The 13,008-nt window shown below is 61.8% G+C and carries 14 protein-coding genes and 1 pseudogene; 3 read left to right on the forward strand and 12 right to left on the reverse strand.

Annotated elements, in window-relative coordinates; genetic code table 11:
• Positions 1-144: 144 nt before the first annotated feature.
• Positions 145-456 carry a cupin domain-containing protein gene (locus KHO23_RS16490; protein WP_028198297.1) on the reverse strand — a complete coding sequence of 104 codons (312 nt, stop codon included), beginning with the start codon at positions 454-456 and terminating at the stop codon, positions 145-147.
• Between the two features lie 251 nt (positions 457-707).
• On the opposite strand from KHO23_RS16490, the gene KHO23_RS16495 reads away from it, so the two are divergent.
• Both KHO23_RS16495 and KHO23_RS16500 read left to right on the forward strand, forming a co-directional pair.
• Positions 708-1,028, forward strand: a complete 321-nt coding sequence (locus KHO23_RS16495) for a hypothetical protein (RefSeq protein ID WP_054041885.1) — start codon at positions 708-710, stop codon at positions 1,026-1,028.
• A gap of 166 nt (positions 1,029-1,194) precedes the next feature.
• Positions 1,195-1,956, forward strand: a complete 762-nt coding sequence (locus KHO23_RS16500; protein WP_211612290.1) for a DUF2968 domain-containing protein — start codon at positions 1,195-1,197, stop codon at positions 1,954-1,956.
• A gap of 146 nt (positions 1,957-2,102) precedes the next feature.
• On the opposite strand, the gene KHO23_RS16505 is transcribed toward KHO23_RS16500, so the two are convergent.
• The 7 genes and pseudogenes from KHO23_RS16505 to KHO23_RS16535 form a co-directional block, all read right to left on the reverse strand.
• Positions 2,103-2,420, reverse strand: a complete 318-nt coding sequence (locus tag KHO23_RS16505) for a DUF4148 domain-containing protein (RefSeq protein WP_211612291.1) — start codon at positions 2,418-2,420, stop codon at positions 2,103-2,105.
• Between the two features lie 263 nt (positions 2,421-2,683).
• Positions 2,684-4,093, reverse strand: coding sequence for an NADP-dependent phosphogluconate dehydrogenase (gene gndA, locus KHO23_RS16510; protein WP_211612292.1), 1,410 nt, complete (start codon positions 4,091-4,093; stop codon positions 2,684-2,686).
• 222 nt (positions 4,094-4,315) lie between these two features.
• Positions 4,316-4,948, reverse strand: a complete 633-nt coding sequence (locus KHO23_RS16515; RefSeq protein WP_211612293.1) for a DUF938 domain-containing protein — start codon at positions 4,946-4,948, stop codon at positions 4,316-4,318.
• Between the two features lie 12 nt (positions 4,949-4,960).
• Positions 4,961-5,566 carry a pyridoxamine 5'-phosphate oxidase family protein gene (locus KHO23_RS16520; protein WP_211612294.1) on the reverse strand — a complete coding sequence of 202 codons (606 nt, stop codon included), beginning with the start codon at positions 5,564-5,566 and terminating at the stop codon, positions 4,961-4,963.
• A gap of 100 nt (positions 5,567-5,666) precedes the next feature.
• On the reverse strand, positions 5,667-6,536 hold the full coding sequence (locus tag KHO23_RS16525; protein WP_211612295.1) for an NAD-dependent protein deacetylase: 870 nt from the start codon (positions 6,534-6,536) through the stop codon (positions 5,667-5,669).
• A 50-nt stretch (positions 6,537-6,586) separates the two neighbouring features.
• A complete protein-coding gene (locus tag KHO23_RS16530; protein WP_211612296.1) occupies positions 6,587-6,799 on the reverse strand; it encodes an oxidoreductase-like domain-containing protein in 213 nt (70 codons plus the stop codon).
• 153 nt (positions 6,800-6,952) lie between these two features.
• Positions 6,953-7,048: pseudogene (locus tag KHO23_RS16535) on the reverse strand (3-oxoacyl-ACP reductase); the annotation flags it as partial.
• A 141-nt stretch (positions 7,049-7,189) separates the two neighbouring features.
• Here KHO23_RS16535 and KHO23_RS16540 point away from each other — a divergent pair.
• Complete coding sequence (locus KHO23_RS16540) at positions 7,190-8,047, forward strand: polysaccharide deacetylase family protein (RefSeq protein ID WP_211612297.1); 858 nt, start codon at positions 7,190-7,192, stop codon at positions 8,045-8,047.
• A 58-nt stretch (positions 8,048-8,105) separates the two neighbouring features.
• Here the strand turns inward: KHO23_RS16540 and KHO23_RS16545 are convergent, their stop codons facing one another.
• The 4 genes from KHO23_RS16545 to KHO23_RS16560 all read right to left on the reverse strand — a co-directional run bounded on the left by KHO23_RS16545 (position 8,106) and on the right by KHO23_RS16560 (position 12,855).
• Entirely contained in the window at positions 8,106-9,515 is a 1,410-nt protein-coding gene (locus KHO23_RS16545; protein WP_211612298.1) for a DUF2252 domain-containing protein, read from the reverse strand.
• Positions 9,516-9,562: 47 nt separating this feature from the next.
• Positions 9,563-10,576, reverse strand: a complete 1,014-nt coding sequence (locus KHO23_RS16550) for a hypothetical protein (RefSeq protein ID WP_211612299.1) — start codon at positions 10,574-10,576, stop codon at positions 9,563-9,565.
• Between the two features lie 609 nt (positions 10,577-11,185).
• Positions 11,186-12,661 carry a monocarboxylate uptake permease MctP gene (mctP, locus tag KHO23_RS16555; RefSeq protein WP_211612300.1) on the reverse strand — a complete coding sequence of 492 codons (1,476 nt, stop codon included), beginning with the start codon at positions 12,659-12,661 and terminating at the stop codon, positions 11,186-11,188.
• The gene (locus KHO23_RS16560; protein ID WP_211612301.1) at positions 12,658-12,855 is read right to left on the reverse strand and encodes a DUF3311 domain-containing protein; all 198 of its coding nucleotides are present in this window, start codon (positions 12,853-12,855) and stop codon (positions 12,658-12,660) included. The genes mctP and KHO23_RS16560 overlap by 4 nt, the downstream gene beginning before the upstream one ends.
• Positions 12,856-13,008: the final 153 nt, after the last annotated feature.

The raw sequence follows: 13,008 nt of genomic DNA on the forward strand, positions 1-13,008 counted from the left end.
TGATTTTCCTCGACACTTTGATTCAATCGGATTCAATCAGCCCAAGCATGTGCCGTGCCGTCCGGTGCGGGCGTCACGGCGATATCCATTATGCCGCCGTGCGCATCGGCACAAGGCTTCGACGCGGCATGGGCCAGGAAACCGTCAGACACTGCCCTCGGCCTCGACCACCAGAATGCGCGCCACGCCAATCGGATGCGCGACATGTTCGGTGCCCACCGACGCGTAAAACACATCGCCCGTTTCCAGAATCGCCGACTGTTCAACGCCGCCTTCCCGGTAGCGCATCTCCACGCGGCCGTCGAGGACGGCGAACACCTCCTCGCCGTCGTTGACGTGCCACTTGTACGGCTGGTCGGTCCAATGCAGGCGTGTCGTAATGCCACGCATGTTGGCGATATCGAGCGCGCCCCAGGGACGCGTCGCGGTGAAGCTCTTGCTGCGAATGATCTTCATGGCGGATAACGGGTTGAGAAACAGATGCAGCCGACGACGCGTTATCCGTGCCGCATACCGAACTACCCGGCCCGTCGGGATTACGCGTTTCGACTGCGCCCATTATAGGTGCTGCGGCAGACCCAACCGCCGGTACGGGGCTGCGCGAGCGCATTCGTGTGACTATTGAATCCTTTGAACCCTCGCCTATACTCAGTCATGCTGCCGGAACGCGCCGTACGCAAACGCCTGGATCCTGCAAGGAGTTGGGAATGAACAAAGCCACGTTTCTGGCCGTGCAGCTCAATGTCGACGACGTTGCGGCGTCGCCCGGTTTGGTCGAGTTGCTGAACACGCACCTGGTTTTCGCGGCAGATGTTGCCGAAGCCGCCGACGCGCTGGTCCAGCTGGCCAGCATCGCGGGATTGTCGAGCGGCGTCGAAGCCAGCGTCGAGATTCCGGCTCTGGCGATCGAGCGGCTGCGCGAGGCGCTCGACAATCTCAGCGGTTACGACGAATCCTGGCTGCTTGCGCTGGAACCAAGCCGCGCGTTGTTCGACGAAATCGGCCGCCGGCATCGCACGCTGCATTAAAGCTGCGCTCGCGGACACGCATCCGCGCTGCGCGCACCCCGGCGCTCACCGCCAAGCGCCGCCGGTCCGCCACTTTTCGCTCACCGCCTGAACCGCCAGAGTGTCCGGCATGCTTGACCGTCGGCGCCGACTGAAGGTTTCGGGCGAGTCAACTGGAGGAACCGCCGTGAAAAGTCTCCTGAACCGCCGCAGCGTGCTGGCAGGCCCATCGCATCTCGTGCAGATTGCGCGAGAGCACGCCGCCGGTCCCGTATCGCCCGACGAAAGCGAAGAAGCGGCGCTGGCGGCGGCCGGGGTCACGCCCGCTGCCGCTCCTGCCGAACCCGCCGCGCCGAGCGCCGAGCCGGCGCGGCCGGTGACGACGCTGCGGCCGGTGCCGGTGGTGCCCTCGCCGGTGAGCGCGCGCGGCGTGCAGATGGCCGACACCGCCGAAATCGAATGGCTCGCCGAGGAAGAAGCGCTGACGCCGTTCCGCGTATTCCGCAGCTTCGCCTATTCGGTCAGCCTGCTGTTCCACGCGAAGGAACTGGCGTACTACGTCGCGCTGTATCAGGATGGCTCGCTGTGGCGCGCGCTCAAAGCCGCCGACCTCGAAGCCGCGGAAACGGCCTTCCATCACTTCGAGGAACAGGCGACGCGGCTCTCGGAGGGTGAAACGCGCCGTGCCCAACTCGAGGCGCAGAACGAACAGCTTGCGCGCATGATCGCGCGCTCCGAATCACAGGCCGAACGGCTGCGCACGGATCTGCAACGGCGCGGCGCGCAGGAACAGGCGGTGTCGAACCGGCAGCATCAGGTGCGCAAGGACGTGTCGCAACTGGAAGCGCAACGCGTGGCCGCGCAAGCGCATCTGAACAAGGCGCATCGGCAGATTCACCAGCTCAATCTCACCAGCAACGAAGGGATTCCCCATCTGCCGAACCGTTGATGCATGCCTTGCAATTCAATTGACGGCCAAGCAGCGCCGCACACGACAAAACGCCGCCCGGCAAAATCCGGGCGGCGTTTTTTTCTGTTTTTTTCCTTACCCGCCGCCAATCAGCCCGGCGGCGTTTCCATCAGCTTCGGCGCGAATTAGTTGCCGAAGTAGACCGAGTTACGGTCGTTGCCGCTCACCGGACGGCCGGCTTGCGAGCTGCCTGCGATCGGTGCGCCGTAGCCGCTGTTCACAGCTTGAACGGTGCCGTTCTGTGCATCGACACGAGCCTGTGCGGCTTGCAGGTTAGCCGGGTAGCTGATTTGATCGCTATTCGGGTTGTAACCCGCCTTTTCGAGTTGCACCAGTTGAGCGCGGACTTCAGCGCGCGTCACCGGCTGGTTCGATTGAGCAAACGAAGCAACAGGAGCAACCAGAGCTGCGGCGACGACAACTGCAGAGATAAGGGTCTTCATGATGTAAACCTCCAGAACTTGTATTTGATTCGCTTTGGGCTTCTTGTCCCGTAGCGCTTAAGTAGAAGTTTAGGAGCGTCGACATCTAGGGGAAACACCTAAAACAACGAAACTCTATTTCGAATTTCGCAACAGTAGACAGCCTGGTGGATTGGCTCGCTATCTGCCCAATAGTTTTCAGCAATAATTGCCCAGTCCGATTTCAATCGATCGCGCAGCCCGGTGCGCCTGACAACAAGCGCGCCGGGCCGCAATTCAAACGCTTAGCTCCAGTTCGCGTGGAAGCTGCCCGGCTTGTCGATACGCTCGAACGTATGCGCGCCGAAGAAATCGCGCTGTGCCTGCACCAGATTTGCCGGCAGCCGTTCCGAACGATACGCGTCGAAATACGCCACGGCCGAGGCGAATGCCGGCACCGGCACACCCGCATTGATCGCGGCAATCACGACCTCACGCAAAGCCGACTGATAGTTCTTCGCGATGTCGCGGAAGTACGGATCGAGCAGCAGATTGGCGATCGCCTTGTCTTTCGCATAGGCGTCCGTGATCTTCTGCAGGAAGCGGGCGCGAATGATACAACCGGCGCGGAAAATCTTGGCTATCGTGCCGTAATCGAGATCCCACTTGTACTCTTCCGACGCCGCCCGCAGTTGCGCAAAACCTTGTGCGTACGAGATCACCTTGCTGAAGTACAGCGCGCGGCGCACCGATTCGATGAACGCCTCACGCTCGGCGCCGAGCGGCTTGGCCGCCGGCCCTTCCAGCACTTTGCTGGCGGCCACGCGCTGATCTTTCAGCGAGGACAACACCCGCGCGAACACGGCTTCCGTGATCAGCGGCAGCGGTGCGCCGAGGTCGAGCGCGTTCTGGCTGGTCCACTTGCCCGTGCCCTTCTGCGCTGCACGATCGAGGATGACGTCGACCAGGTCCTTGCCGGTTTCCTCGTCTTTCTTGCTGAAAATCTTCGAGGTGATTTCGATCAGGTAACTATCGAGCTCGCCCTGATTCCATTCGGTGTAGACCTTGCCCAGCTCTTCGTTCGAGAGGCCGACAACCTGCTTGAGCACCGCGTAGCTCTCTGCGATCAGCTGCATGTCGCCGTATTCGATGCCGTTGTGCACCATCTTGACGAAGTGGCCCGCGCCGTCCGATCCCATATACGCCACGCACGGCTCGCCGTCCGGCGCCTTGGCGGCGATTTCGGTGAGAATCGGGGCAACCAGGTCATAGGCGTCGCGCTGGCCGCCCGGCATGATCGATGGTCCCTTCAGTGCGCCCTCTTCGCCGCCCGACACGCCCGTGCCGATGAAATGCAGGCCGGCTTTTGCCAGTTCCTGATTGCGGCGGATCGTGTCGGTGAAATGCGTATTGCCACCGTCGATCAGGATGTCGCCCTTGTCCAGCAGCGGCTTGAGTGAAGCGATGGTGGCGTCGGTCGGCTCGCCTGCCTTGACCATCATGAGAATGCGGCGCGGCTTTTCCAGCGATTCCACGAATTCTTCCAGCGTGAAGGCCGGCACCAGCTTCTTGTCCGGATATTCGGCGATGAGTTCGTCGGTTTTCTCGCGGCTACGGTTGTACACCGACACCGCGTGGCCGCGGCTCTCGATGTTGAGCGCCAGATTGCGGCCCATGACCGCCAGCCCCACCACGCCGATTGCCTGTTTGCCCATGTGAATTCTCCAGAGTACAAAAAATGTCGAGACGCCGCGCCGGAAGAAACGTCGGCGGGACGTCGAGGGTGAAAGGATAAAAGAAATGCCGGCTTGCCGCACGCTGGCGCACATTGGCGCTCTTCTGCAGTCGTTGACACTCAACGAGCGGAGCTTTTCACTGCGCGTGGCGCTTCGGGCTTCCACGAGCAGCCAACCGTTCTGTCTGACTCGCTCAACCCGTTAGCGTTTCCTGAACACCAGACTGAAATTGTTGGCCGGCATCGCGATCGGTTCGTCGCACACGAGCCCGACCGATGCGCCCAACGCTACCACCGCTTCCATGTCGCGCACGCCCCACTCGGGGTCACGGCTGCGCAACTGTTGATCGAACGCGTCGTTGCTCGGCGAGGTGTGCGTCCCGCCGCGTTTGTAAGGACCGTACAGATACAGTACACCGCCATCGGCCAGGCGTCGGCCCGCGCCGGCGAAGAGCGCTTGCGCCGCACTCCACGGCGAGATGTGAATCATGTTGATACAGACTATGGCGTCGAGTCGATCGAAACTATCGGCCATGGCCACGCCCCAATCCGCCTGATGCACGTCGAGGGCGAGCGGTGCTCGCACGTTCGTCAGCCCACCATGCGCGATCCACGCCGCAATTGACGCACGCGCATCCGCATCGAGATCGCTCGGTTGCCAGTCAATCCCAGGCAACGCGCTGGCGAAGCAGACCGCATGCTGACCCGTGCCGCTCGCGATTTCCAGCACGCGGCCGGTGGCGGGCAGCACCTCGCGCAAGACGGCAAGGATCGGTTCGCGATTGCGTTCCGCGGACGGCGAGTGTTGCCGCAGCGCCGGATGGGAGTCAGTCATGTTCGCTTTGTTTCAATACAGGGTCGTGCGCACGCGTTCGGCGAGTTCACGGTCATAGGTCAAGGCGTCGAATTGTGTGCCGTTGATGCGCCGATGGATCTCACCCGCGCTCGGCAGGCGCGAGCGTTCGACATGATGCACCGGGTCCCACAGTTTCGAGCGCACCAGCGCTTTCGAGCAATGAAAGTACACCGTGTCGACATCGATCAGCAGCACGGTGCGCGGCAGTTTACCTTCGACGGCGAAACTGTCCAGCCATTCCGGATCGTTGGAAATGCGGCCGCGCCCGTTCACACGCAAACTTTCGCCTACGCCCGGAATGACGAACAGCAGCGCCAGGTGCGGTTCGACGATGATATTGCGCAGACTGTCGACGCGATTGTTGCCGATGCGGTCCGGCAGCGCGAGCGTGTGTTCGTCGATTACGCGCACGAAGCCCGGCGCGTCGCCGCGCGGCGAACAGTCGAGGCCTTCGGGACCGGCAGTCGCGAGCACCACGAAGGGTGCGGCTTCGATGAGCGCACGATAGTCTTCGTTGACGTAGGGAATCTCTTTGCGCACGGAGCGCTCGTGGGGCTGACCGTAGATTGCTTCGAGCTGGTCGATCGTCGTCAACATCGGCGTTCCTTTTGCGTGGCGAGTGCTTTTTGTGAGAGCGGCGCTACGTGGATGAGGATTATCGGCGATTTACGCGGGCCGCGCGACTCGGGCCATGTGTTCAGTCCAGTGCCAAACGACCTGCGAGCGCGGTCAGCGTATCGGCACACGGTGCGGCGATTTTCAGCGAGAGCAACGGATCGGCGCGCGTGCGACCGAGATTGATCGCGACGATCGGCTTGCCCTGCTTTTGCGCCCACACGCAGAAACGGTAGCCCGAATAGACCATGAGCGACGAGCCGACCACCAGCACCGCGTCCGCCGCGTCGAGCGCCTGCGAAGCCGCCTCGACGCGCTCGCGCGGCACGCTTTCACCGAAGAAAACCACTGCGGGCTTCAGCACACCGCCGCAGTTCGTGCACGTCGGAACGCGAAAAGAGTCGAGATCGTGCCACTCCAGATGCGCGTCGCCGTCGGCGGCGGTTTCGGCGGTGACGTGCAGCAACGCGGGATTGTCCGCTTCAAGCGTCAGCTGGATCGACGCGCGCGAATGCTGCATCCCGCAGTCCAGACACGTCACACCGTCGATGCCGCCATGCAGTTCGATCACCTCGCGGCTGCCGGCCCGCTGATGCAAACCGTCGACGTTCTGCGTGACAAGCGTCGGCACATGGCCCGCTGCCTCTAGCCGGGCCAATGCGGTATGCGCGGCATTCGGCCGCGCGTCGGCCACCACCGGCCAGCCGACCATGCTGCGCGCCCAATAGCGCCGGCGCATCGCGGCCGTGCCGAGAAATTCCTGCAGCGTGATCGGCGGCGAGCGCTTCCATTCGCCGTTGTCGTCGCGATAGCCGGGAATGCCGGAGTCGGTGCTGATGCCCGCGCCGGTCAGAACGAATAGACGCGGATAGCGCTGCACGAAGGTATGCAGGTCGTCCAGCGTGTGCGATTCGTTGAAGGGTTCGATGTGCGCGGGCTGAGGGTCGGTCATGACGGGAACAATGGATGGCTGCGGCCCTGGTGCAGGACCTGAAACGCCGTTCAGCGGCGCGTGCGCGATTTGCTTGGCGGGGCACGCACCGTCCGCGCCGCCTGCCGCAGTTGCCATTCGGCGAGCGCCAACCGATAGCGCTCGAGCGCGTCATCGTAGAGATCGAATACGCACGGATTGCAGCCACTATGACAACAATCCTCGAGCTCGGGCTGCACGGGCGGCACCGGCTGCGGGTCGTCCTTCGGTGAGGCACGGGGCACGGCGAATCGCTTTTTCGAAAGGCGGGAAGCGCTCAGTATAAGTTGATCTCCTGCAACGCGCGCGGCGGTGCTTCGGTCTGAACGCTCGCCTTCAGCTCACGCCCCAAGCCCTTCCCTTCAACCCGCTCGCGCCGCGAACGCCCGGCGCCGCGCTCAATGCCTGCCGACGAACGGCATCTTGCTCGCCATGACGGTCATGAACGGCACATTTGCCGACAGCGGCAATTCCGCCCTATGCAGGACGACGTCTTTCAGCATGCTTTCATTGCTGGCCTTTCCTGCGCGCGGCTGCGTCGAACGGCGCATCAATGGTATCGTTTGCTGTTGCGCGTCACGCGCGCAATTCAAGGCCTTCCCAGGACGGGGGAAGGAAGACAGGAAGCACGCTTTATGAACAAACTCTTCACGCCATCACAAAGCGGCGAGGCCGCACCGCAGCGCCGCTGGCCGCGCACCGGCTATCCCGCGATGGTCACGGCCACCGCCGCGTGGCATGTATTCGTGCTGGCTGGATGTCTGCTGGTGCCCGCCGCGTGGCCATGGTGGCTGGCCGCGATCTTCGCGAATCACGCTATTTTCACGGTGGCCGGCCTGTTGCCGCGCACCTCGCTGCTCGGCCCGAACTGGACGCACCTGCCCGTCGGCGCGCGCAACGCGGACGCGATCGCCCTCACCATCGACGACGGTCCCGATCCGGTCGTCACACCGCAAGTGCTCGACCTGCTCGAGGCGTTCGACGTGCGCGCCACCTTCTTCTGTATCGGCGCGAAAGCGCAACGCTACCCGGAGCTCACACGCGAAATCATCGCGCGCGGCCATGCGCTGGAGAACCATTCGCAGGTTCACGTGCACACGTTTTCGGTCACGTTTCCGGGTGCACTCACACGCGAGATCGACGCGGCGCAGCGCACCTTCGAGGCTTTGAGCGGCGAGCGGCCGATGTTCTTCCGCGCCCCGGCGGGGTTGCGCAATATCTTTCTTGAGCCCGTGCTGCGCAAACTCGATTTGCGGCTCGCGGCGTGGACGCGGCGCGGCTACGACACGCGCGAACGCGATCCGCATGTGGTTGCGCGCCGGCTGCTCGACGGTCTTGCTCCGCGCGACATCCTGCTGCTGCACGACGGCAATGCCGCGCTCACCATCGAGGGCAAACCGCTGATCCTTGCCGTCCTGCCGCGCGTGATCGACGCGGCTCGCCAAAAGCATTTGCGCTTCGTTACGCTGCGTGAAGCGCGTCTCGACGACTAAACCCGATCCGTTGCGCGCGGCCCGGCCGCCGGTAGGCGGTGGGCCACAAACACCGCTGTTACACGCGGAAATCCGCTGCCATGTCGTCGTCCGTGCGCGCCTCGAGCTCGCCGCTGCGGCAGGCCTTCAGGAACACTTCGTAATCGCGTTCCACCTGGTCCGCGTAGCTGGTGGCATAGCCGGTGAGCGCTTCCGCGAACTGATCCCCACGGCCGATATACGCGCTGACTTCGATCGCCTGGCCACTTGCCTTGGCATGCGCGCGCGCCATGATCCAGCCGCAGAGTTTCGCGTAACCTTCCAGCAGATCGGTATCGAACAACTCGATGTTCGCCGACAGTTTCATGTCCCGCAGTTGCCGGAAGTAGAAATGGCGCCCTGACGGTCCGCTCGCCCAGCCGAGAAAGATGTCGCTCGCCGCCTGCAGCATGCGCTGCCCCCGAACCACCCGCTCGCCCTCATGTTTGAGCGCCGGCGCCTTGTGGTACTGCGCGATCACCGATGGCCGTGCTTCCTTGATCTGGATGAACAGCGGTTTGCCCATGTGATCGACGTTCAACAGCACGAGACAGCGCGTCCCCACGCTGCCGACGCCCACCACCTTGAACACCAGGTCTTGTGCCGTGAAATGACTGAGCAGCTCGCGCCGGTCGTGCGACAAGGTCTTCAGGTATTCGCCCCAGGTCCCCGCGATCAACTTGTCCCAATTGCCGATCGAGAACCAGTCGTCATCGGGCGAAAACAGCGAATTGGCGCCATGCACATGAAAGAGTCCGGGCGGCGCATCGCGAATCGACCAGCGGTTGCCATCGAACTCCGCCATTTTCTCCAGCAGGCTTTCGTGGGTACGGCCCGCGGCTTTCTCCATGCCGCGGCGCACAATGCGGCGGCGCTCGGGCGTCAACGCGGTTTCGGCCATCAAATCGAAGGTGATGCGGTCGTACCAGAGTTCAAGCGCGCCGCACTGCGCGTATTGCGCCATCCGGTCGCGATATTCGGTGGCTGCGGTCATCACCAGATGCTCGGCTGTGCCGCGGCTCAGGCGCATGTGACGCGCGGCGACCACGAGGCTCGCGGTCAGGCGTTTCAAGTCCCATTCGAAGGGACCTGTTGCGACTTCGTCGAAGTCGTTCAGATCGAATACGAGTTGACGCTCCGGCGTCGCGAAACCGCCGAAATTCATCAGGTGACCGTCGCCGCAAATCGGCATGGTGAGGCCGGTGTCGGGAACCCGGCTCAGGTCGTGAGCCTGAATGATCGCGGTGCCGCGAAAGAACGTGAAAGGCGAGACAGACATGCGCCCATAGCGCAGCGGCACGAGCTTTTCCACCCGCCCCTCGCTGCTCTGCTTCAGCAACTCGATCGGGTTGCGATGCAATTCGCCGACCGTACGGTGGCTCGATCGTTTCGAGTGCTCGCGGGCGGCACGGCCACGGGCCTCCCGCTCGGCGATGGTGCTGGCTCTCATGCTCTTCTCCGTTTTATTGTGTGAGTTTTTACTCTCGGGTCAAGAATTCACCAACGGTAACCCACGCCACCGAAAATCACATCTGAGTCGCGATCATAGCGTGTGACGACACGGTTCCATTCGATCCGCGCATCCCAGTGATCGGTCAGACGATAGGCGCCCGCGATCGTCACGAGGCCGGAAAACTTCCCGGCGCCCGGCCCAGGCGTCAGGCTGTTTTCGTTTTCGTTGATTGCGTAGTAGGCGCCGAGCCCGAGCCCGAGCGTTACCTTGTCGTTGAGGAAGGCACGCGTCGCCCACAGTTGGCTGGTGATACCGTCGCGGCGCGATACCTTGCTGCTGCCTTCGTGAAGATAGCCGACTGTCACATCGAGGTACTTCGCGAGGCCGCGACGGTACTCAATCGCAGCGCCTAGCGCGGTCGGCGAGCTGGTTGAATTGATGATGGTCTCGCCGAGGTAGACCGCCACTTCGTTGTTGGTGACATTGTGGGTGCTGCCGCTCGCCCAGTCGCGCGGACCGGGGCTGCCCGGCGCATCGAGCTGATAGCCGACGCCGAACATCACGCTTGTCGCATCCGGCCCGCGTTGCACGTGCACGCGATTCAACTGCAGTTGTGTGATCCACCGGCTCGACGTGTAGTACGCCGCACGCACGCTGTACACGACGCCCCAGCCGTGCGTGTCCGAATAACTGCCGCCTTGCACGGCGGTGGTGGTATCGAAGTAACGGTATGGGCCGACGCCCGCCTGCAGGACGAACTGAGGATTTCCCACCGGAATACGGCCCCATAGCTGGATCATCTGACCGTCGCGATGATGGTCCGGAATGTGTCCTTCATTGAGCCAGGTGAAGCTCGCGGCAAAGTATTGCCCGAGCCCTTCCTGATAGTTGATTGCCCACGTGTACGTATTCGTGTTGCCCGCGCGCGAGCCGCCGCCGAATAGCGAAAACTCCTGGGCGTGTGCTCCGTTGGATCCGGCGAGGAGCACAAGACAGGCCATGCCGGAAGCCGCCTTGATGGCCAGGTTACGGTTAGGAGCAGAATTCAAAACCCGCATTCAGTCGCATCTCCTGATTGCTCTCTGCCGCCGCTGGCGTTCGTGACCCGGCGGGATACCGATTGCCGGACCGTCCCTTGAACGCGCCGACCGGCGGCCGTTATAAATTGCTCACCATGCTAGCAGACCAATCGGTAAAAATGTTACAGATGCAATTTGAATAGACAATCCTTGCAGCGACGTCCCCAATCGCTGAGCCTGCGAAAACTGGCGAATGGTTGCAACTGCAACGACTGACGACCATGGAAACAGAATTGCGGAAAACCAAAAAAAAGATTGCCTGATGCACAGACCGAAAGACCACCCAACGCCTCGATGAAGTACGCATCGGCGCGCGCAGCGCCGCCGGAAGAATGACGCCCTTGTCACTAACGCCGAATGTGCGAAAACACAGATTCCAGATGCACCACTACCGCAACTGTGCGGGGGACCCGCTTATAGGCTAGCGGTGTGAGCCGCTTTCTTTTGCCTACTTTTCTTTGCGGCAGGCAAAGAAAAGTAGGTGCCGCCCCGCACAGGGGCAACGCTAATAGACCACAAAGAAAGCAAGGAAAGGCCAAAACCGCCGAGCAAACACCCCAACAGCGCCAGCCCAAAAAAACAAAAGCATCAAACCCCAACCCTCCGCGGCGCCAACCCCGACACCACAAAACTCACCACAATATTAACCACCAACGCGATCAACCCGATATAAAGCGGATAAGTGTCACCCCCGACATGCAAAGCAAACACCGGCTTGAGCCCTTGCGAAATAGCCAGCCCCGTCCCGAGAACGATCCCAACGAGCCACCCAAGAAACAACCCTGACGTATTCAATCGCCGCGTGTAAAGAGAAAACACAATAGCCGGGAAAATCTGCAGAATCCAGACCCCACCCAGCAATTGCAAATCAATCGCATACTGCGTAGGCAAAAACACAATAAACAACAGCGCGCCAAACTTCACAACCAGCGAAGCGATCTTCGCAGTCGATGCCTCAGCCTGAGGCGTGATAGTCGGCGAAACAAGCGGACGCCACAAATTCCGCGTGAACAGATTGGCCGCGCCGATCGACATGATCGCGGCGGGCACCAGCGCGCTAATCGCGATTGCCGCGGCCGCAAAGCCAACGAACCACGACGGGAACAGCGTATTGAACAGCGCGGGCACCATATCGGACGCCGACTTCACATGCACGCCGGCCGCAATGGCCATATAGCCGAGCAACGCAATCAACCCCAGCAACAACGTATACGCCGGCAGAAAAATCGCATTCTTGCGCACCGTGTTCGCCGACGCGGACGACAACACCGCGGTCATCGTATGCGGATACATGAACGCCGCGAGTGCCGAGCCCAATGCCAGCGATGCATAAGCGGTGAACTGCGCCGGCTTCAGAATGATCCCGGTTGCGCCGCCCTTCGCCTTGAAATACGTATCGGCCGCATCGAACACATGCGCGTAGCCGCCGAGCTTCGCCGGAATCAGCCAGACCGCCGCGATCACGACGATATAGATCATGATGTCCTTGACGAACGCGATCATTGCCGGCGCCCGCAAGCCGCTGGCATAGGTGTACAGCGCAAGAATCACGAAGGCGACGATCAACGGCATTTCGCCGGTCACGCCAAGCCCCTTGATCACCACCTGCATACCCACCAGTTGTAGCGCGATATACGGCATGGTCGCGACAATGCCCGTGATTGCGACCGCAGCAGGAAACCACTTGCCGCCGTATTCACCCTGCACGTAGTCCGCTGCCGTGATGTGGTTCTTCGCGTGCGCGATCTTCCACAGCTTCGGCATCACCGCGAACACGAACGGGTAGACGATGATCGTGTACGGCAGCGCAAAGAAGCCATACGCGCCCACCGAATACACCAGTGCGGGTACGGCGATCACGGTATAGGCGGTATAGAAGTCGCCGCCCACGAGGAACCACGAAATTACCGTACCGAACTGGCGGCCGCCCAGGCCCCACTCATGCAATTGCGTCAGGTCGCCCCGCTTCCAGCGCGCGGCAAAGAAACCAATCACGGTGACGAGTACAAAGAAAGCGATAAAGACGGTCATCGCGACCGGATTCACTGGATTGACATCGCTCATTTGACACCTCGGTACACAACGTAAATCAGTAGCGAGGTCAACGGAACCCACAAGAACTGATACCAGTAGAAGAACGGAAAGCCGGCGAACGAGGGGCGCGTGTCGTTATAGAACGGCAACCACAGCAACGCGATGTACGGGATCAGCAAGATAATCCACAGCCATGAACGGCCGGCGGATGGGGAGGTCTCCACGAACGTCTCCTAAGTCTATTATTGAAATTGCGCGCCATGACTCGTGGCCGGGCGCGCGGAACACCGGTTACCTGCCGGGCCGGCGTGAATGTCACAACCGTGCGCGCGGCAACAATACGCGTCGCAAGGCGCGATACGCCGTGGGGATGTAGT

This window comes from Paraburkholderia haematera (genome assembly GCF_905220975.1).
GTDB lineage: Bacteria > Pseudomonadota > Gammaproteobacteria > Burkholderiales > Burkholderiaceae > Paraburkholderia > Paraburkholderia haematera.